Source organism: Shewanella chilikensis (assembly GCF_002836945.1).
In the GTDB taxonomy this organism is placed as follows: domain Bacteria; phylum Pseudomonadota; class Gammaproteobacteria; order Enterobacterales; family Shewanellaceae; genus Shewanella; species Shewanella chilikensis.
This window is the reverse complement of the sequence record NZ_NIJM01000001.1, coordinates 1-19,982: the sequence shown is the minus strand read 5'-3', so window position 1 is coordinate 19,982 and position 19,982 is coordinate 1. Positions and strand designations below refer to the sequence as shown.

Genomic DNA, 19,982 nt, shown 5'->3' with positions numbered 1-19,982 from the left:
GAATTTCTTAATTTTTTAGTTAAATATAACTGTTGAACATGAGAGGAGGGAGCCGCTTTTGAGCGCACTCTATATGAGTTACTTGCCTATAAAAAGGAGTTCAATCGGGTTTGATTCAAACCAGGTGAGAGCTTGTGGCAAAAATGGCTACTCCTTGATTGAAAGGTGTTGTTGGTGGTTTGTTTGTCAATTAGGCTGTGCTTAGGGGATTTCTCATTGGAAGGCGGAGATTACCATACAAAAAATAAGAAATAACATGAATTGCAGAGAAATCTATATAAGTTAATTGCATTGGTTGAATATAGCGGATAGATTGAAACTGTTATTCAAAACAAGAGATTCTTATCAATAGCCGGAGCTGTGTGACGTTTATGTATTACCAGAATGATGATGTACGGATTAATGAAGTTAAAGAGTTACTGCCACCGATAGCCATTCTGGAACGATTTCCGGCAACCGAACGCGCCTCATCCACCGTCTTTAAAGCCAGGAAGAATATTCACAAAATCCTGCATGGACAGGACGATCGCCTGCTGGTGGTGATAGGGCCATGCTCTATTCACGACCCCGAGGCCGCGCTGGAGTATGGTGCGCGTCTGGCCAAACTCAGAGCGGCCTATCAGGATCAATTGGAAGTGGTGATGCGGGTTTATTTCGAGAAACCCAGAACGACAGTGGGCTGGAAGGGGCTGATTAACGATCCCTACATGGATAACAGCTTCAAGCTCAACGACGGCCTAAGAACGGCCCGCAAACTGCTGCTCGAATTGAATGACAGCCAGGTACCGACTGCAGGTGAGTTCCTCGATATGATCACCCCTCAATATATGGCCGACCTCATGTGCTGGGGCGCCATCGGCGCCCGTACCACAGAGTCTCAGGTTCACCGCGAGTTGGCATCGGGCCTGTCTTGTCCTGTGGGATTCAAAAACGGCACAGATGGTACCATCAAGGTGGCGATAGATGCCATTGGGGCCGCCAGCGCACCACACCATTTCCTGTCGGTGACCAAGTTTGGCCATTCGGCAATTGTGTCAACCAAGGGTAATGATGACTGCCATATCATTCTGCGTGGTGGACGCGAACCCAACTACAGCTCGGCTCATGTGAGCCGGATATGCTCTCAGCTCGAGACGGTTGGCCTGAAACCCAAGGTGATGATTGACTTCAGCCACGCCAATTCCAGTAAAGACTTCCGGCGTCAGATGTTGGTGGCTGAAGATGTCTGCGGCCAGATTGCCGCCAAACAGCAGGCGATTTTCGGGGTGATGGTGGAGAGTCATCTGGTGGAAGGGCGTCAGGACCTTAATCCCGGGCACCCCCTCAGTTATGGTCAAAGTATTACCGACGCCTGTATAGGTTGGGATGATACAGAGAAACTGCTGTCAATGCTCAACGACAGCGTGCTGAAGCGCCGTCAGGGTTGAGGGTCAATACTTTAGGTAAAGGCGCCATCGGCGCCTTTATTTTTGGACTTGCTGTGCCAGGTATTCGTTGGCCTTGGCCAGACTGCCAAAGGAAGCTATTAGATTGTTACGGCCTTTTTCCTGGATCTCGGGGTTGCCTGATTCGATCATCATCCATACCCAGGTTTGGATCAGTGGCAGGGGCGGGTATTGAACTTTTGAATCCAACATAAGATTTCCTTCAACAGATACGGTAAAAAATCGGTGCGGACCGGTTTGTTTGACATTTTTGAACACTCGTTGCCGCCCGTACTAACAGGAAAGAGTAGCAAATTCTTTTTTCATGTATAACCATCTTTCAGCTCTTTGGGGTGATTTTGGTGATAAAAATTTTGTTGCTAGTCATTTAGTCTAGGTTAAATGTTATTTTTGGCATTCTAAAGTGCTGCTTCAGATGATGATTTCCGAGCTATCAGCCAAACAGATCGCAGACTTGGGTCCCACTCACTGCTACACTCGGAACACTCTTTTCTCCTGGCAAGATGTATGCGTCCGACTCTTTACCTTGACGGTCCCGTCGATAAGCTCAACTGGCAAGTGCTCAAACTTCTCTGGCCCTATCTGTTGGAATACAAGAGCCGCATTATTCTGGCGCTGTCGTGTCTTGTGGTGGGAAAGCTCGCCAGTGTCGGCTTGCCTTTCCTGTTGAAGCATTTGGTTGATGACTTGGGGAACGCCCAAACAGCGCAGCTGTTGGCCGTGCCTATAGCTCTGGTTTTGGCTTATGGCAGTTTGAGATTAGTCAATGCACTCACCGGGGAGATCAGGGATACCCTCTTTGGCCGAGTGACCGAGAGAGCGATACGACGCCTTGGTCTGCAGGTCTTTGAACATCTGCACCGGCTGGATCTTGGCTTTCACCTCGACAGGCGCACCGGCGGATTATCACGGGACATAGAGCGCGGTACCAGTGGCATCAGTTTTCTGATGCGTTTTATGGTGTTCAACATAGTACCCACCTTATTGGAAATCCTGATGGTAGTGGCCATTTTGCTATGGAATTACGGTATTTGGTTTGCATTGATCACCTTCTGCTCTGTGCTGGCCTACGGTTTGTTTTCTGTTGTGACGACTGAGTGGCGTACCTCCTATGTCCGTGAGGCGGCGAAGGCCGACTCGGTATCCAACACCCGTGCTATTGATAGCCTGCTTAACTATGAAACCGTCAAATACTTCAACAATGAAGCCTATGAGGCGAATGAATATGACAAGGCGTTGGCCGACTGGGAGGTGGCCAAGCGCAAGAATCGTCTGTCGCTGTTCGCCCTCAATGCCGGTCAGGCCACCATTATTGCCATTGCTATGACTTTGATGCTGGGACTCGCAGCTTTTGAAGTGACCCGCGGGCAGATGACTGTGGGTGACTTTGTATTGATCAACGCCTTTATGATGCAACTCTTTATGCCGCTCAACTTCCTGGGCTTTGTGTATCGTGAAATTCGTGGAGCCTTGGCTAATATTGAGAGGATGTTCTCGCTGCTGGATAAGACCCCGCTGGTAAAAGACAGCCCTACGGCTAAAGCCGTATCGCTGACCGAGGGCCGCGTCAGTTTTGATTCGGTTGGCTTTGGTTATGGAGAGCGGGAGATACTCAAAGGGGTGAGTTTTGAGATAGAACCTGGGCAGAAGGTGGCTGTAGTGGGGGAAAGCGGCGCCGGTAAATCGACGTTGGTGCGCTTGCTGTTTCGTTTTTACGATGTCAGCCAAGGGGCGATTCGGGTCGATGGTATTGATATTCGCGATATGACCCAAGATGCACTGCGCCGAGCCATTGCCATAGTGCCTCAAGACACAGTGCTGTTTAACGATACTCTGTTTGAGAATATTCGCTATGGCCGCCCCGATGCTTCGGATGCCGAAATCTGGCAGGCGATAGAGTTGGCCCACCTGAAGCAGTTTGTTGAAGCATTACCGCAGCAGGCCCAGACCAAAGTGGGTGAGAGAGGCATGAAACTCTCCGGCGGTGAAAAGCAGCGGGTGGCTATTGCCAGGGCGATATTGAAGCGCTCGCCGATACTGGTCTTTGATGAGGCTACCTCATCATTGGATAGCCGCTCTGAGAGGGCGATTCTGAAGGCGCTCGATGAAGTTGCCAAGGGCCATACCAGTCTGGTTATTGCCCATAGGTTATCGACAGTGGTGGATGCCGATAAAATCTTAGTGTTGCATCAAGGTCAGTTGGTTGAATCCGGCAGCCATGACAGCCTGCTGGCCGCCGATGGATATTACGCGCGTTTATGGCGGATCCAGCACACAAAACAGACTGATGAGTCGGTGCAAGTTCAGCATTGATTCAGCCTGACTGCCGCATACTCGAAAGTCCGAAGTCGCGTCAGCCATGGGGGCAGCACAGATGGAAAACATTGTATTGCAGGTCAATATTGAAGGAATGCAGGACAAAGTCCGTACAGATTGGAACAGTTTGGCGGATGAGCTTAAGACTCGAGGTATGGATGATGTTGCCCTCAATCAATTACATACCGAGTTACGTGCCGGTCTGAGAGTATCCACTCGCGGCCTGACTCTGTCTATGGTATCTGCAGAACCCTTTAATGAGGCGTTGGAAGGAATTATCAGTGAGTCAAGAAAGCAGGCTCAGTCGCAAGGGGAAGTGCGTAGCTGAGCCTGAGTTGATGCTATTTCTTGGTTTGGTTGCGGTCGGCTTGCCAGCCGTCGCACAGTAGGTTGAAACTATTTTTCGCTTCGTTTACCGGCGTCAGTTCAGTTATTTTACCGCCGCGATAACAGAGCATCTCTCCCTCAATCTCAATCAAACGGCTGCAATTCTTGCAGCTGAGCGATGCAGTTTTGCTCGTTTCCGGCTTGGGGACCTGACTGACAAATGTCATTTTCACTTCAAAATCCTCTGGAAGTGGCAAGTCTTGATTAGGCGCAAGATCTTACCACTTTTGTGATGCAACGCACAATCCGGCCAATGTTACGCTTCGGTGACAGCGACAAAATCGTCACTGATCGAAGTGAGCGTAGTATTTGTCCAGAGATACCGACAGGCCACTTTGGGTAACGATTCTGACGTGGCGTGGTTTGAGTTGTCTTGGGTCAGTGACCCCACAGGAGTGGGCCAGCATCCCCAGATCATGGTGCAATGCCTTGTTGTAGTTGGCGACTCGGGTGGATTTGTCTCTGGGATCCAATCCCTGTTGTAGTTTCTTGTTATGGGTGGTTATCCCGGTGGGGCAGGTATCCTTGTTGCACTGCAGCGCTTGAATACATCCCAGCGCGAACATATTCCCTCTGGCAGAGGCGGTGAAATCCGCTCCCAGCGCCAGCGCCCAGGCGACTCTGGAGGGTGTGATAAGCTTGCCAGAGGCAATCACTTTAATCCGCTGCTTCAGTCCATGCCGCCGCAGTTGTTCGACCAGCAGTGGCAAGCTCTCTTTCAGCGGCAGGCCAACGTAGTCCATCAAGGTTTGCGGCGCTGCGCCCGTACCACCATCGGCGCTGTCGAGGGTGAAGAAATCGGGAGCCGAGTCATGACCGCGTTGGTTAATCTCTTCCAGAAAATCTTCCAACCAGTGAGTATCACCCAAGACAGCCTTGATCCCTGTGGGTTTGCCTGTCACCTGCCTGACTCTGGCTATCATGTCGAGAATGTCGCCGACATGATGAAACTCGATATGACCGTTGGGACTGATGGAATCCTCTCCTGCTGGGATCCCTCTAATCGCGGCTATCTCTTCGGTTACCTTTACCCCGGGAAGAATTCCCCCCTTGCCTGGCTTGGCTCCCTGACTGAGTTTGATTTCGAACATTTTCACCTGAGAGTGAGCGGCCACTTCCCTGAGCTTGTCATCATCCAGGTGCCCTTCAGCGCTGCGAACGCCATATTTGGCAGTGCCGATCTGGAATACCAGATCGCAGTTTCCCTTGAGGTGGTGGGCGCTGAGGCCGCCTTCCCCTGTGTTGAGCCAGCATCCTGCCTGGGCTGCCCCATGGGAAAGGGCGGTAACAGCTGGGCGAGAAAGAGCACCGAAACTCATGGCGGAAATATGGCAAATGGCGCTGGTGGCAAAGGGATGTTCGCAGTCAGGGCCGATAACCACAGGTGTTGGCGGCACAACGTCTTGATCCAGTGTTGGGAAGGCGGTGTTCATAAACAGTATGCTGCCGTTGGCTTCCAGTGGCCTGGTGGAGCCGAAGGCTATGGTGCGGTCGACATTTTTCGCCGCCCGGTAGACCCAACTACGCTCGGCACGATTGAAGGGGAGTTCTTCCCGATCGAGAGCGAAAAAGTACTGGCGGAAGAATTCGCCCATTTTCTCGAAGAAATACCGGAATCGTCCGACAACAGGGTAGTTATGCCGCACCGCCTGCTTGGTTTGCATCACATCGGCGATATACATATAAGTGATTACCAAGAGTCCTAAGCCGACGACTATTAAAAACAGGCCGGAAAAGAGTTCCAGGCCCCACATAAACCAGTTTTGCTCGCGCATCTTCTATCCTTATTGACTGCCAAAGTGGGTGGTTACCAGGCCCGTGGGCCCCTGTTCTGCCAAGGTAAGAATAAAGAGTTGATCGTATTGCTGCTCATTCAGGCTAACCAGGGGGCCACCCAGCGCCTTGATGATGGCCGGAACTGTATTGCTGTGGCCGGCGATCAGCACATTGCCTTGGCTGGCTTTGACTGCATCTGCTATGGCATTGATGTGAGCCTCCAAGCCGACTTTGGCTGGAAACACCTCAATCCTGAGTTGTTTGGCTGTTGCAATCGGTGCCAGGGTTTCCTGAGTTCGGCGAAACTCACTCGACATCAGCCTTTGCAGTTGGGTGTCCCTTAATGCCTCTGCCAGAGCTTCGGCGCGCGCCTTGCCTGCGACTGTCAGCCCGGGATCGCTTCCCTGAGCTTTTTCCGCATGCCTAACCAGGAATATGGTTTGATGGGGGGCGGCGGCCTGGGACGGCCAACTAAAAAGCACTGAAAGACAAAGCAGTAGAAAAATTCTTACCATTTTTATTTTCTATCAAATACTTAAATAACATGTGGGATCATAGCTCGAGTATCGACCTGGGTAAACAATCACTAAACTAATTGCTGAATTGGTCGATAATTAACCTGAGATACGCTTTTCATACGAGGAAACCAAGATGGAAATCCGCAATCATGGCGCTCAGGTCTCTGAGGTGGCCAAGGACAAGACTCAACAACTGGACGGTAATCATGGTAAGGCGGTATCTGAAGTCGCCGGCAGCAAGAGTGCCCGCCATATCAGCCAGCAGTTGATGAATAACGCTATTCTGGCGGCGCAGGAGGAAGTAAGCCTCAATAGCGGTAACGAACCCATGAGTCTCTTGTATCGCGCCGCGATTGAGGCCATCAATGAAGAACTGGCACCTTACATGGGGGAAAATGCCCTGCAGCAGGTGCAGGAGCAGCAGATAGATACTTCTCCCGAGGCCACGGCCGACAGAATTGTCAGCTTTGCCACTCAGTTCTTCAGTGTCTACCAGCAGCAAAACTCCAGCATGGACTTTGACAGTCAGCTGTCCGGTTTTATGGACGTTATCGGCGGCGCCATAGATCAGGGCTTTAAAGAGGCGACGGATATTCTTTCCGGACTCAAGGTGCTGGAGGGCGATATCAAGACCGGGGTGGATGAAACCTACTCTCTGGTACAACAAGGGTTGCAGTCATTCAGAGACAGCTTTACCACTGAGCAGGAATAATCGAGCTCACGTGAAACCTTTCCTGCCGATAACACCCCTCACTATGAGGGGTTTTTGTTGGCTGAATATGGGGTTATGCTGCAATAATCGTCTTGTGTTACCTAAGGAGAAGCTATGTGGACTGAAGGTCGGGTCATTGAGCGTATCGATTGGAACAGCAAGTTATTCAGCCTGAGGATAGCCGCCGAGATAGCGCCGTTTATTGCGGGCCAGTTTATTAAGCTCAGTCAGCAGAGGGATGATAAACGTATCGCCCGGGCCTATTCGCTGGTGAATGCCCCAGGGGCCGACTATCTTGAAATACTGGCGGTGGCGGTAGATCAAGGCCAGTTGTCGCCGGATCTGCAATCTTTGCAGCCGGGTGACAGTATTAGCGTGACAGACAAAGCCACCGGCTTCATGACCCTGGATGAGATCCCAAAAGGGGAATTGCAGGGGCGCCACCTGTGGTTTTTGGCAACCGGTACCGCCGTGGGGCCGTTTCTTTCCATGTTGGATACTCCTGAACCTTGGCAGCGGTTTGATAAGGTGGTTCTGGTTTACGGGGTCAGAGAAGTGCAGGATCTCGCCTATCTCGATAAGATCCGCGGCTATCAACAGGCCTATCCCGAGCAATTTGTGTTTGTGCCCAGTGTCACTCGTGAAGACTTTGACGGTGCGCTGCGTTGCCGCATCCCGGATGGCCTACAAAGCGGTGAGATAGAGGCCAAGGCCGGGCTAAGCATAAGTGCAAAGGACTCGCAATTGATGCTTTGTGGTAACCCCGGGATGATCCAGGGGGCTACGGCGGCGCTTATCGATAAAGGTTTGGCCAAAAACCTGCGCCGGGCCCCCGGACAGATAACAGTCGAAAAATACTGGTAACAGGAGAGTCTGGATGCAGCTCTATTACTCTACAGCTTCGCCTTATGCCCGCGTGGTCAGGGTCATTGCCCGCGAGCTGGGTTTGGCGTTGGATGAAAAGCTGGTCAATCCTTTCGATAACAGTGACGAGTTACTGTCGGTTAACCCCTTGGGGAAAATTCCCTGTCTGCTTTTGGACGATGGCGCCGCACTGTTCGACAGCGAAGTCATTGCCCGTTATCTGGACGCTAGATTCGGCCAGGATCGTTTCTTTGGGCCCCAAAAAAACTGGGCTTATGAGTGCCAGTTCTCACTGCTTAAAGGCGCGTTGGATAGCGCCGTTGGCCTAAGGCAGGAACAGATGCGTGAAGAGGAGGGGGTTCGTTCTCTTTTCTGGAGTGGTCGTTTCGAGCAGGCCCTGCTCAGAGCCTTGATGGAAGTGGAGCGTCAGGGAATTATCGCGAGCGGTCCACTCGATGCCAGGCAGGTACTGCTGTTGGTGCTACTCGAATACCTTGATTTTCGTCATCCGGATCTCGACTGGCGTAAAGTGGCGCCGGCCTTGGCACACTGGCTGGAATCTGCATCAATCAGGCAGAGTTTCCGAGATACTCGTCCTGGATGATTTCTCGGTAATTTGCGGTTTGGCCAAGTCCGAGTAACGCCTGCCCTTGGGGTGGGTTCTGCGGTTGGTTTCACCGAAGATGCCATAGAGGTCACGGCTCATACCATAGTCCAGTCGCCGATCGCTGAAGGGAACTCTTCTGTCTTCATGATGTTGATACTTGCAGTCGCATTGGCTGCAATTACATTCTGCCAAGGGGAGCCGGGGCGCCTCCTTCGACAGAAAACGCTTGCCTTCAAGCGCTCTTATCGCTTGGCAGGCAGTTGGCGTCAACACTATGGAGACACAGTGATATTGTTTCTCTTTGGGGACAGAGGGTCTGTCCTGCCGACGCTTTTCTGGTCTTAACCTGTGACGGAACAGAAACAAGATCAGTAGCAAAGACATGACAGCCAGCAGGATTTCCAAAATATCCAAGATACTTCCCCTCTCCATGTATAAGTTTTAAGGTTCAGTTTAGTTTAGTTTGCGACAATTTGGCCGATTCCAATCGCTTTGCTCCCAGCCACTGCCATTCTGTCTGTTTTCATTTGTACTCCCCTTGTCAGAATTTTTGCACTAGGCTGAAAATAAAGCTGATTAGAAATAGTTCTCATTAAATTACTCATCCAATATGGGGTACTGAATAATATGAGCTACAAGACAGGTCTGTTACTTTGCAGTGCGTTGGCTGCATCCAGTTTGACATTGCCGGTGGCCGCCGCCGATGAGGTGACGGTTTATTCCTATCGCCAGGAGTTTTTGGTCAAGCCCATTCTGGATGACTTCAGTCAGGCTACCGGGGTGAAGGTTAATTTTGTGTTTGCCAAAGATGGCATCGCCGATAGATTGGCTCGTGAAGGACGCTTATCACCGGCGGATCTGGTGCTGACGTCTGACTTTTCCCGCTTGCAGGAATTGGTGGACAAGCAGTTGGTCAAACAGGTGGAAAGTGACACGCTCAAGCAGAATATTCCGGCCCAATACCGGGATCCCGAAGGAAACTGGTACGCCTTGACTATGAGGGTGCGTAATCTCTATTCCAGCAAGGAGCGCCTCGGGCCGCTGACAATCAACTATGAAGACCTGGCCGATGCCCGTTACAAGGGTAAGGTGTGTATGCGTAGTGGCAAGCATCCCTACAACATAGCGCTGGTGGCCTCCATGATAGCCCACCACGGTGAAGCCGATGCCAAGAGTTGGCTTCAGGGACTGAAGAGTAACTTGGCCCGTAAGCCTCAGGGTAACGACAGGGCGCAGGTGCAGGCGGTAAAAGAAGGTTTGTGTGATATCGCCATCGGTAACAGCTATTACTATGGCAAGATGCTGCAAGACCCCAAACAGCGGCCATGGGCCGAAGCGGCGGTGATCAACTTCCCGAATCAGGAAAATCGCGGTGCCCATATCAATGTCTCGGGTATGGCGCTGGCCAAGCATGCACCTAACTCGGCCGATGCTCTCAAACTGATGGAGTATCTGTCTTCGGATGCCGCCCAACAGAGCTATGCCGAGGTCAATATGGAATATCCGGTCAAGGACGATGTGCCTGTCTCAGAATTGGTGGCATCCTGGGGAGACTTTAAAGCCGATGACTTGCCTGTCTACAAATTGGCAGAGCACCATCAGGCGGCGCTGAGACTGCTCGATGAGGTTAAGTTTGATCTCTGAGCTTGAAGGCGTTTCTGTAAAGGTTGTGGGGGAATAGCTGTGATCCTGACCTTCTCCAGAGGCTGGTCGTGGGCGGGGTTTACCGTCTGCGGCCTTATGGTGGCGCCTTTGCTGGCGCTGGTCATGCAGGCATTCGAACCGGGTGAAACCCGCTTTGGGCAGATGTTTGCCACTGTGCTGCCGTCATACATAGCCAATACCTTCTGGCTGATGTTGGGGGTGAGTGTCGGCAGTCTGCTTTTGGCGGTGCCAGCTGCCTGGCTGGTGGCGCGCTGTGAGTTTCGGGGCCGGCGCCTGTTCCAGTGGGCTCTGTTGTTGCCGCTGGCCATGCCAGCCTATATCGTCGCTTATGTGTATACCGATCTACTGGATTATGCCGGGCCTGTGCAGCGGTTTTTACGCGCAAGTTTTGGTTGGCAATCGGTAAGCGACTACTGGTTTCCCGATATTCGAACTCTGGGCGGCGCCACTGTGATTTTGTCGCTGGTACTCTTCCCCTATGTTTACCTCTTGGGGCGCACCGCGTTTCTGGAGCAATCCTTAAGTTTGCAGCATGCAGCCAAGGTGATGGGTTGCTCGCCATGGCAGAGTTTCTGGCGTTTGTCGCTGCCAATGGCACGCCCGGCGCTGGCGGCCGGTGTCGCCCTGGTGGCCATGGAAACCATGGCTGACTTGGCGACGGTCAATTATTTTGCGGTATCCACCCTGACCACGGCTGTCTACGACACCTGGCGAGCCTATGGTGACTTGGCGGCCGCGGCTAAAATTTCGCTATTGATGTTGCTTGGTGTCTTTACTCTGTTTGCGCTGGAGCGTATGGCGAGGCGTAAACAGCAATTGTTTCAAAAACAGCTGTTGCTTGAGGCACCAGAGCCATACCGGCTCAAAGGTTGGCGTGAGTGGTTGGCGCTCGGCTACTGCTCGCTGTTGCTGCTGCTGGCGTTTTTTTTGCCATTTGTCATTCTCGGCAGTTACGCCTTGGATTACTGGCAACAGAGCTGGAACAGTGACTTTTGGCAGTACAGTCTCAACAGCCTAACAGTCGCCGCTATCAGCAGTGTATTGTGTTTGCTCTTGGCTATCCTCTTGATGTTCATTCGCCGCCTGAGTCCGCGAAAGTGGGACATACTGCCATCCCGTCTGGTCAGTACCGGCTATGCACTGCCGGGCACTGTGCTGGCGATTGCCGTGCTTATTCCGCTGACCTGGCTCGATTTCAGAATCGATGATCTCTACGCTCTGTTCGAGCGTCAAGGCCCGGGGCTGCTGTTCACCGGCAGTATCGCCGCCTTGGTGCTGGCGTTTTGTATTCGCTTTGCCGCCATTGCCATCGGCAGTATAGAGAGCAGTTACAAACGGCTGTCGCCTTCTCTCGATATGGCGGCCATCAGCCTGGGCAAGACACCGGGTAAAGTACTGGCATTAATCCATCTGCCATTGCTGCGCAGCGGTATTTTTGCGGCTCTGCTGCTGGTATTTATCGAGGCGATGAAAGAGTTGCCGGCTGCCTTGCTGCTAAGCCCTGTCGGGTTTCACAACCTGGCTACCCAAGTGTTCCAATACGTCTCCGATGAGCAGTTGGAGCAGGGGGCGCTGGCGGCTATTGTCATTGTGTTGGTGGGGCTGGTGCCCTTGATTTATCTCAACCGTTCGCTGGAGCAAAACAACTGATGTCGACCCTGAGTGTCAAGCAACTCCACAGCCATTATGGCGCCCAGCAGGTGCTCAAAGGGCTGAGCATTACTTTGCAAGCCGGTGAAATTGCCGCTCTGCTCGGACCCAGTGGTTGTGGTAAAACGACTCTGCTCAGAGCCATTGCCGGACTGCAGCCGGTCTCCGCCGGTGAAATTCATATCAGCGGCCGTGCAGTAACCACGGATAAGCTGCAGGTTCCGGGAGAGGAGCGTGGCGTGGGGATGATCTTTCAGGACTATGCCCTGTTTCCCCACTTGACGGTCGCGCAGAATATCCTCTTTGGTGTCAAGGGATTGAATAAGGCGCAGCGCCTGAGCCGGCTTGAGGAGATGTTGGACTTGGTCAAGCTCACCGGGCTTGCTGAACGTTATCCCCACGAGTTGTCCGGCGGTCAACAGCAGAGGGTGTCGATTGCCAGGGCGCTTGCCTATGAGCCTGAACTGCTGTTGTTGGATGAACCCTTCTCTAACATAGATGCCCAGGTACGCGGCGAGCTGATGCTGGAGATTCGCGCGATCCTCAAGAGCCGTAACGTCAGCGCCGTATTTGTGACCCACAGTAAGGATGAGGCCTTTGTTTTTGCCGATACCCTGGCGCTGTTTGAAGATGGAAAAATAGTGCAGCAAGGCAGTGCTGAAACTCTCTATGCCAACCCGGTCAATCGCTATGTGGCGGACTTTCTCGGCAGCGGTAATTATCTTAAGGCCAAGGTCAGCTGCGAGCACTGTGTCGATACTCAAATCGGCCGCCTTAAAAGCTCTTTGCCCCATGGTTTGCCACTGAACTGGCAGGGCGAGTTGTTGCTGCGGCCACAGCAGTTGGAGTTACGTCCCGACGAACAGGGGCTGGCCGTGGTTACCGAGCGGCGTTTTCTGGGCAATGTTTGCCATTATGATGTGCAGCAAGAGGGAGTCATACTCGAGGTTCGTAGTCATCAGGTACAGTTTTCTCCAGGGCAGAGAGTCAGGCTGTCGGCACTGGAACATCCGTTGGTGTTGTTCGGTAATGGCTGTTAACAACAATTGTTTCATAGGTTTGCTGTGGGTGATAATTTGTTTGTCTCTGTGTTATACCAAACAATCGGTTTGATTGAATTCACCATAGGTATTCACTGAACCCCGGACTCGCCCATGCGCCGCTCCGGGATGAGAGCGGAGGCGAGATGCATAAACACAGCAATAATAAAATGCAGGACGTACAAGGGATACGGAATATCAGCAACAGCTCATGCCGTCAGCTGTTACTCGGCGTCATTGGGAGTTTGACTGTTTTCTGCAGCACGGGAAGCATGGCGATGGACAGAATCACGGGCGCGGCCTTTGCGAGCCGCTCTGAAGTCTATGCGGTCAATGGTATGGCGGCAACCAGCCAACCACTGGCGACTCAGGTGGCGGTCGATATTCTCAAACAAGGTGGCAGCGCCGTGGATGCCGCGATTGCCGCCAATGCCATGCTGGGGTTGGTGGAGCCTACAGGCTCTGGCATAGGCGGCGATCTTTTTGCGATTGTCTGGGGCGCCAAAGAGCAGCGGCTCTATGGGCTTAATGCCTCTGGACGCAGTCCGGCTTCTCTGACGCTGGAGATGCTCAAGGCCAAAGGGCTTGAGCAGCTGCCGCCTTATGGGCCTTTGCCCGTATCCGTGCCCGGTGCCGTGGATGGCTGGTATGAACTGCATGACAAGTTCGGCAAATTGCCCATGAAGGATAACCTGGCACCGGCTATTCATTATGCCCGTGAAGGATTTCCGGTTTCCGAGCTCATCGCCTTCTATCTGGCGCGCAGCGGTGACAAGCTGGCCAAATACCCGGGGTTTAAAGAAACCTATATGCCAGGTGGCCGCATGCCGGCCGTCGGTGAATTGTTTCGAAACCCGGCTTTGGCAAACAGCTATGAAAAAATTGCCAAGGGGGGCCGGGATGTCTTTTACAAAGGAGAGATAGCCCGCAGTATTGCCGCTTATATGCAACAACAGGGCGGTTATCTTTCCTATGAAGATCTCGCTTCTCACAAGAGTGAGTGGGTCGAGCCTGTATCGGCTAATTATCGGGGCTATGATATCTGGGAGCTGCCGCCCAACGGCCAGGGGATAGCGGCACTGCAGATCCTTAAAACCCTGGAGCCATTTAATCTCAAGGCCATGGGGTTGGGCAGCGCCGAATATGTGCATCATTTCGTGGAAGCAAAAAAGCTGGCGTTTGCCGACCGAGCCAAGTTCTACGCCGACATGGACTTTGCCAAAGTGCCGGTAGCCTCACTTATTTCCAAAGAATACAACTACGCCAGAGCCAAGCTTATCGATGCTGACAAAGCCGCCGCCAGCGTTGAGCCGGGTAATCCCAATCTTTTACACGGTGATACCATCTATCTCACTACCGCCGATAAAGAAGGCAATATGGTGTCTCTCATCCAGAGCAATTATCGTGGCATGGGCTCAGGCATGACGCCTCCGGACTTGGGATTTGTGTTGCAGGACAGAGGCCAGCTGTTTGATCTCACTCCTGGGCGTGCCAACTCCTATGCACCGGGTAAGAGACCGTTTCATACCATAATTCCGGCCTTTGTCACCAAAGATGGCAAGCCCTGGCTCAGCTTTGGCGTCATGGGGGGAGCCACCCAACCCCAGATGCATGCCCAGATCATGATTAATCTGATTGATTTTGGCCTCAACCTGCAGGAGGCGGGCGATGCTCCGAGAATACTGCATACAGGTTCCAGCCAACCGACCGGCGAGCAGATGACAGATGGCGGTTATATCAGTCTCGAGTCGGGCTTTTCCATGGAAACCCGCCGTGAGCTGATGAAAAAGGGGCATACTTTGAGTGATTCTCTCGGGGCTTTTGGTGGTTATCAGGCCATAGGCGTCAATGTTGAAAGCGGCGTTTATCGGGGAGCTTCCGAGTCCCGTAAAGACGGGCAGGCATCAGGTTATTGAAAGTAATCGGCAAAAACGTGCGTGAGCTAATTCAAATTAATGCTCAAGTTGCGGATAATAAGGCCGAAGATGAATTAATCTGAAAGGGTAGATTGCAAATGGATACACAGGTTATGCCACGGGAACAGCTGGGGATCTGCGCAGAGGGAAATCTGCACAGTGTTTATCTGATGTTCAATGCCAACGAAGGCGGGGAGTCACAACTGCGTCCTTGCCTGGCCAATGTCGCCCAGTATTTGTATGAGCTGGCAGATCAGTATGCTGACAGTGCCTTTAACGCCTTTGTGGCGATTGGTGCCAATTTTTGGGATCATCTCTATCCGGGAAGCAGGCCAACTGAACTCAAGCCATTCCCTGCTATGGAGTCGGGTAACCGGGATGCGCCGGCGATAGAGTTCGATATTTTTATTCACCTGCGTTGTGATCGCCTGGATATTCTTCATCTGGTGGCCAATGAGGTCAATGAAATGCTGGAAGGCCTGGCCGAGCTGGAAGAGGAGGAACGTGGGTTCCGCTTTATGGACAGCCGCGATCTGACCGGTTTTGTCGATGGTACAGAAAACCCCAAGGGCAGAGGTCGTCAAGCTGTAGCTCTGGTAGGCGATGAAGACGATGCATTTCGTGGCGGTAGCTACATTCATGTACAGAAATATGTCCACAATTTGAGTAAGTGGCATAGACTGCCGCTGAAAAAGCAGGAAGACATCATAGGCCGCACCAAGCAGGACAACATAGAGTACGCCTCGGAAGATAAACCCTTGACTGCGCATATCAAGCGGGTAAACCTCAAGTATGACAATGGTGAGCCGATGGAGATCCTGCGTCAGAGCATGCCTTATGGTTCTGTAAAACAGCAGGGGTTGATGTTTATCTCTACTTGTAAGACACCAAGCCATTTCGAAAAGATGCTTCACAGTATGGTTTTCGGTGACGGAGAAGGACACCATGATCACCTGATGCACTTTACTCAGGCGGTAACAGGCTCCTCTTTCTTTGCCCCTTCTCTGGATTTTATGATCCAGTTTGATGATTAATAATGCGATAGCGACAAAAAACGCCCCTCAGTGAGGGGCGTTTTTTTATGACATCTTCAACTCAGTCTGTGTAATTGAACAGCGATTTCACAGTTTCCAGAGTTTCATCAATGGTCTTGATGCTGGAAGGGCAGATAAAGATAGTGTCATCACCAGCGATAGTGCCCAGAATACCTTCTGGCTTGCCGATGGAGTCCAGCAGCCTGGCAATTAACTGCGCCGCGCCCGGGCTGGTACGTACCACTATCATGGCTTGGTTATGATCTACATCCAATACCAGATTCTTCAGCGGGCTGCCGGCGGTAGGCACTCCTAGTTCGGCCGGTAAGCAGTAGACCATCTCCTGCTTAGCGTTACGGGTGCGCACTGCACCGAACTTGCTCAGCATGCGCGAGACTTTGGACTGGTTGATATTGGCAAAGCCTTCGGCTTGCAGTGCATTGACTATTTCACTCTGGGAGCCGAAGCGCTCCTCTTTAAGCAGAGCCTTGAAGGTTCTGATTAGCTCATCCTGATTTTTGCTTGCTTGCATTATCTTCTTCTGTCGTTATTCAGAAAATCTCGGTCATTCTGCATATCAAACGGATAAGTGTCAACAAATACCCAAGATGTCTGCATAAAAATGCAATGCAGGTCATTGGGGGGGGAAAAGAAGCCTCAGTGGGCAGTAGAAAACGCTGAAGTTAATTCAGCTTTTGATGAAACAGAGTCATATGACTAAGGGATAATTGCTATTTTTGTGACGATCCTTTAATGTTGCGCCATCACAGAATTAGATCTATGTCACACATAATTCCGAGAATTGACGGAGATAACTATGAAAGTTGCTGTACTAGGTGCTGCTGGTGGTATCGGCCAGGCTCTTGCCCTTCTGTTGAAAACCCAATTACCTGCCGGCTCTCAGCTGTCACTTTATGATATCGCCCCCGTAACGCCTGGGGTTGCCGTGGATCTGAGTCATATCCCGACAGCAGTTGAAGTTAAAGGTTTTGCCGGTGAAGACCCAACACCCGCACTGGAAGGTGCTGATGTGGTGCTGATTTCTGCCGGTGTTGCCCGTAAGCCTGGCATGGATCGTTCTGATCTGTTCAATATCAATGCCGGTATCGTCCGTAACCTGATTGAAAAGGTGGCTGCGACTTGTCCCAAGGCGCTGATTGGTATTATCACCAACCCAGTGAACACCACTGTGGCAATTGCTGCTGAAGTACTGAAAAAAGCCGGTGTTTACGACAAGAACCGTCTGTTCGGTGTGACGACTCTCGATGTCATCCGCTCTGAAACCTTTATCGCCGAAGCCAAAGGGCTGAACGTTGCCGATGTTAAAGTCAATGTGATTGGCGGCCACAGCGGTGTGACCATTCTGCCTCTGTTATCTCAGGTTGAAGGTGTCAGCTTCTCTGATGAAGAAGTTGCTGCCCTGACCAAGCGTATTCAAAACGCCGGTACTGAAGTGGTTGAAGCCAAAGCCGGTGGCGGCAGCGCGACTCTGTCCATGGGCCAGGCCGCTTTCCGTTTCGGTCTGTCGCTGATCCGCGGTCTGCAGGGTGAAGCCAATGTGATCGAGTGCGCCTATGTTGACGGTGGCAGTGAGCACGCTGAATTTTTTGCCCAGCCAGTGGTGCTCGGCAAGAATGGTATCGAAAAGGTTCTGCCGTATGGTGAGCTAAGCGCGTTTGAAACCAATGCCCGTGACGCCATGCTGGATACCTTGAAGGCGGATATCAAACTGGGTGTAGACTTCGTTAAGTAAGTCGACTCCGGGAATAACAAGGAGCGCTTCGGCGCTCCTTTTTGCTACTAGAACCTATTCTACTCTGGCCTTGCTGGCTAGTTTCTTTGGCAAAACAGCCGAATTCTTTCCTGCTGCTCCTTTATCTGCGCCTGCCGTTCTTCTTCTGTCATCTTAATCATTTCACCTGAGGCGTCATCTTTACGTTGTAGTCTGGTGTGGGTATTGAGGACATCCAATTGGAATTTGGACTTATCACAAATAGCCTGAGCCTGGGCCGCATCTTTCTCCTTGATCAATTTGGCTTGTTTCTCAGACTCTGTCTCCTGCACAACGTCATCTTTTCGCTGCGGCGCGACCGTGCCAATTCTGGCGGGTTGCAGATTTTGGCTGTCCAGTTCGGTGGCTTGCCGCTGTGGCGGCGGCTCTTGGCTGTAGTGGGTGACGCCATTTTCATCGACCCAAGTATAAATGGGCGTTGCCGAGGCAGCGTTGGCTCCGAGTAATGCCAGCAGAGCCATAAATAGGCTGATCTTTATCATTGTCTGTTTCCGTTTCTGCAGGGTGAGCTTGTCTGAGCAAGTGTGTTATCTTTGCCGCTATGAGTTTTATTACATCATCAGGTTAAGTGTATGCAAAATTTATCCAAGCCAACAATAAAAACCCGTGGCATCTATCTATTGCCCAATCTGATGACAACGGCAGGATTGTTCTCGGGCTTCTATGCTGTTATCGCTTCCATGAATGGGCACTTTGAGGCATCGGCTATTGCTGTATTTGTTGCCATGTTATTTGATGGACTGGATGGTCGTCTGGCGCGTTTGACCAACACTCAGAGTGCCTTTGGTGCCGAGTACGACTCGATGGCAGATATGGTGTCCTTCGGTATGGCTCCGGCCTTGATAGCCTATAACTGGGGGCTTTCTGAATTGGGCAAAATAGGTTGGTTGGCGGCGTTTATCTATTGCGCCGGGGCTGCCTTGCGTCTGGCGCGCTTCAATACCCAAGTAGGAGTGGCCGATAAACGTTTCTTCCAAGGGCTTGCCAGTCCGGCCGCAGCGGCTCTTATTGCCGGCAGTGTCTGGTTGGGGCAGGGCTACGGCGTCTCAGGGCATGATATAGGTATATTGGTGGCCCTGGTCACGGCCGTTGCCGGTCTGTTGATGGTGAGTAATTTCCGCTATCACTCCTTTAAAGAAGTCGATTGGCGCGGCAAGGTGAACTTCCTGGTGATTCTGCTGGTAGTGGCCGTATTTGTGGTGATCTCGGTTGAGCCTGCATTAATCCTCTGTCTGCTATTTTATCTCTATGCTCTCTCGGGGCCTGTGGTTACCATTCGCAGCGTTAGAAAACTCAAGGTGTCTCATGTTTTGGGTGATGACGACGAGACAGATGATAGTGATGGCAAAGCATCAACTGCAGAGGGTTCTCCCACTTTCCATGCCCGAGATAATAAAGATAGCGATAACAAAGAAAGCGCCGAAGAAAAAGAAGATACGGGAGATAAAGCGAGTCTAGACAAGCTCAAGTCATGATTCTCTCGTGATAGTGATAACTTTGGGCTGCCATTTCAAAAGGCTTTTACTCTGCAAAGCGGCAAAATATGTGCTAAACCTAGATCCCACCTTGAGTGAAATAGCCTTATGAAGACTCGTTTCACTCGGGCAATGGAACCCAATTTGATAACTGTTGACTCAAGGACGTAAGTTCGGGCATAGGTTTGGCATAGGTTCCGACAGAGATACGGCGGACTGATATCACTTTGACGAGCAACTCTGGTTAGTGAGCAAGTCAGCTTGCATAGCCATCTCAGTTGGTTCAAGTTACTCATCAAGATGAAAAGGGACTTTAGGGTAATATCTATGTTGCTCAAAGGTTGGTTTTGCCCTGTTGGTGCCTAAATAGTGTTCGCTTGGTGTGGTTTTGCAAAAATCCCCCTTGCACAAAAGTTCAGGCTCCCTATAATGCGCTCCCACTGACACGGCACAGCGGCAACGCGAAAGACGTGACAGGGTCGAAGAAAAGAGGCTTTTGAGTCCTTTCAACGACAGGCGAAAAAAGATGGTAAATACCTCTTGACGCCGCAGCAGGAAAGCGTAGAATACGCAGCCCTGACCCGATGGCCAAAGCGCCTAAGGGATTGCTCTTTAACAAGATAAACAAGCAAATCTGTGTGGGCACTCACAGGCATTGAGAAATCGACAAAACGATTTAACTCGATGAAGAGTGTTCATAAGTCGGAGGCCAAGCGGTCTTAGGAAGACAATTCGTATCCGCAACTCCTTGGCTCACAGAACGACATGGCTACGATCCGACTTCT

Annotated in this window: 20 protein-coding genes; 13 read left to right on the top strand and 7 right to left on the bottom strand. The window is 51.6% G+C overall.

The genetic code is table 11. The annotated features are described in order from the left end of the window. Positions 1–371: 371 nt before the first annotated feature. Positions 372–1,427: a 3-deoxy-7-phosphoheptulonate synthase AroG gene (aroG, locus tag CX651_RS00100; protein ID WP_101052486.1), complete on the top strand. Its 1,056-nt coding sequence runs from the start codon at positions 372–374 to the stop codon at positions 1,425–1,427. A gap of 36 nt (positions 1,428–1,463) precedes the next feature. On the opposite strand, the gene CX651_RS00095 is transcribed toward aroG, so the two are convergent. Next, positions 1,464–1,637, bottom strand: a complete 174-nt coding sequence (locus CX651_RS00095; protein ID WP_101052484.1) for a hypothetical protein — start codon at positions 1,635–1,637, stop codon at positions 1,464–1,466. 315 nt (positions 1,638–1,952) lie between these two features. Between CX651_RS00095 and CX651_RS00090 the strand changes: the two genes are divergently transcribed. Both CX651_RS00090 and CX651_RS00085 read left to right on the top strand, forming a co-directional pair. Next, complete coding sequence (locus CX651_RS00090; protein WP_101052482.1) at positions 1,953–3,758, top strand: ABCB family ABC transporter ATP-binding protein/permease; 1,806 nt, start codon at positions 1,953–1,955, stop codon at positions 3,756–3,758. A gap of 61 nt (positions 3,759–3,819) precedes the next feature. After that, positions 3,820–4,089: a hypothetical protein gene (locus CX651_RS00085; protein ID WP_101052480.1), complete on the top strand. Its 270-nt coding sequence runs from the start codon at positions 3,820–3,822 to the stop codon at positions 4,087–4,089. A gap of 13 nt (positions 4,090–4,102) precedes the next feature. Here the strand turns inward: CX651_RS00085 and CX651_RS00080 are convergent, their stop codons facing one another. From CX651_RS00080 to CX651_RS00070, 3 genes are all read right to left on the bottom strand, one after another. Continuing rightward, positions 4,103–4,315 carry a hypothetical protein gene (locus CX651_RS00080; RefSeq protein ID WP_263619481.1) on the bottom strand — a complete coding sequence of 71 codons (213 nt, stop codon included), beginning with the start codon at positions 4,313–4,315 and terminating at the stop codon, positions 4,103–4,105. Positions 4,316–4,432: 117 nt separating this feature from the next. Beyond that, entirely contained in the window at positions 4,433–5,923 is a 1,491-nt protein-coding gene (locus CX651_RS00075) for an FMN-binding glutamate synthase family protein (RefSeq protein WP_101052476.1), read from the bottom strand. Positions 5,924–5,932: 9 nt separating this feature from the next. Further along, entirely contained in the window at positions 5,933–6,439 is a 507-nt protein-coding gene (locus tag CX651_RS00070) for a phosphoglycerate mutase family protein (protein ID WP_101052474.1), read from the bottom strand. Positions 6,440–6,575: 136 nt separating this feature from the next. Here CX651_RS00070 and CX651_RS00065 point away from each other — a divergent pair, with 136 nt between their 5' ends. The 3 genes from CX651_RS00065 to CX651_RS00055 all read left to right on the top strand — a co-directional run bounded on the left by CX651_RS00065 (position 6,576) and on the right by CX651_RS00055 (position 8,622). Next, positions 6,576–7,154, top strand: a complete 579-nt coding sequence (locus tag CX651_RS00065) for a DUF5610 domain-containing protein (protein WP_101052472.1) — start codon at positions 6,576–6,578, stop codon at positions 7,152–7,154. 114 nt (positions 7,155–7,268) lie between these two features. Then, entirely contained in the window at positions 7,269–8,018 is a 750-nt protein-coding gene (locus CX651_RS00060; RefSeq protein WP_101052470.1) for a ferredoxin--NADP reductase, read from the top strand. A 13-nt stretch (positions 8,019–8,031) separates the two neighbouring features. Continuing rightward, positions 8,032–8,622, top strand: a complete 591-nt coding sequence (locus CX651_RS00055) for a glutathione S-transferase N-terminal domain-containing protein (protein WP_101052468.1) — start codon at positions 8,032–8,034, stop codon at positions 8,620–8,622. Here CX651_RS00055 and CX651_RS19775 read toward each other — a convergent pair. Next, the gene (locus tag CX651_RS19775) at positions 8,584–9,039 is read right to left on the bottom strand and encodes a hypothetical protein (RefSeq protein WP_146225980.1); all 456 of its coding nucleotides are present in this window, start codon (positions 9,037–9,039) and stop codon (positions 8,584–8,586) included. The genes CX651_RS00055 and CX651_RS19775 overlap by 39 nt on opposite strands. Before the next feature lie 213 nt (positions 9,040–9,252). Between CX651_RS19775 and CX651_RS00045 the strand changes: the two genes are divergently transcribed. The 5 genes from CX651_RS00045 to CX651_RS00025 all read left to right on the top strand — a co-directional run bounded on the left by CX651_RS00045 (position 9,253) and on the right by CX651_RS00025 (position 15,930). Next, entirely contained in the window at positions 9,253–10,269 is a 1,017-nt protein-coding gene (locus CX651_RS00045) for a Fe(3+) ABC transporter substrate-binding protein (protein WP_101052464.1), read from the top strand. Positions 10,270–10,308: 39 nt separating this feature from the next. Continuing rightward, on the top strand, positions 10,309–11,940 hold the full coding sequence (locus CX651_RS00040; RefSeq protein ID WP_101052462.1) for an ABC transporter permease: 1,632 nt from the start codon (positions 10,309–10,311) through the stop codon (positions 11,938–11,940). After that, entirely contained in the window at positions 11,937–12,980 is a 1,044-nt protein-coding gene (locus CX651_RS00035; protein WP_189577740.1) for an ABC transporter ATP-binding protein, read from the top strand. Before CX651_RS00040 ends, CX651_RS00035 begins: the two co-directional genes overlap by 4 nt. A 272-nt stretch (positions 12,981–13,252) precedes the next feature. Continuing rightward, positions 13,253–14,896: a gamma-glutamyltransferase gene (gene ggt / locus CX651_RS00030; protein ID WP_229839727.1), complete on the top strand. Its 1,644-nt coding sequence runs from the start codon at positions 13,253–13,255 to the stop codon at positions 14,894–14,896. A gap of 98 nt (positions 14,897–14,994) precedes the next feature. Next, a complete protein-coding gene (locus tag CX651_RS00025; protein WP_101052458.1) occupies positions 14,995–15,930 on the top strand; it encodes a Dyp-type peroxidase in 936 nt (311 codons plus the stop codon). Positions 15,931–15,991: 61 nt separating this feature from the next. On the opposite strand, the gene argR is transcribed toward CX651_RS00025, so the two are convergent. Beyond that, entirely contained in the window at positions 15,992–16,462 is a 471-nt protein-coding gene (gene argR, locus CX651_RS00020) for a transcriptional regulator ArgR (protein WP_025012091.1), read from the bottom strand. 285 nt (positions 16,463–16,747) lie between these two features. Here argR and mdh point away from each other — a divergent pair, with 285 nt between their 5' ends. Next, the gene (mdh, locus tag CX651_RS00015; RefSeq protein ID WP_025012092.1) at positions 16,748–17,683 is read left to right on the top strand and encodes a malate dehydrogenase; all 936 of its coding nucleotides are present in this window, start codon (positions 16,748–16,750) and stop codon (positions 17,681–17,683) included. Between the two features lie 77 nt (positions 17,684–17,760). On the opposite strand, the gene CX651_RS00010 is transcribed toward mdh, so the two are convergent. Next, a complete protein-coding gene (locus CX651_RS00010; protein ID WP_101052456.1) occupies positions 17,761–18,204 on the bottom strand; it encodes a DUF4124 domain-containing protein in 444 nt (147 codons plus the stop codon). 90 nt (positions 18,205–18,294) lie between these two features. Between CX651_RS00010 and pssA the strand changes: the two genes are divergently transcribed. Then, positions 18,295–19,197 carry a CDP-diacylglycerol--serine O-phosphatidyltransferase gene (pssA, locus tag CX651_RS00005; RefSeq protein ID WP_101052454.1) on the top strand — a complete coding sequence of 301 codons (903 nt, stop codon included), beginning with the start codon at positions 18,295–18,297 and terminating at the stop codon, positions 19,195–19,197. Positions 19,198–19,982: the final 785 nt, after the last annotated feature.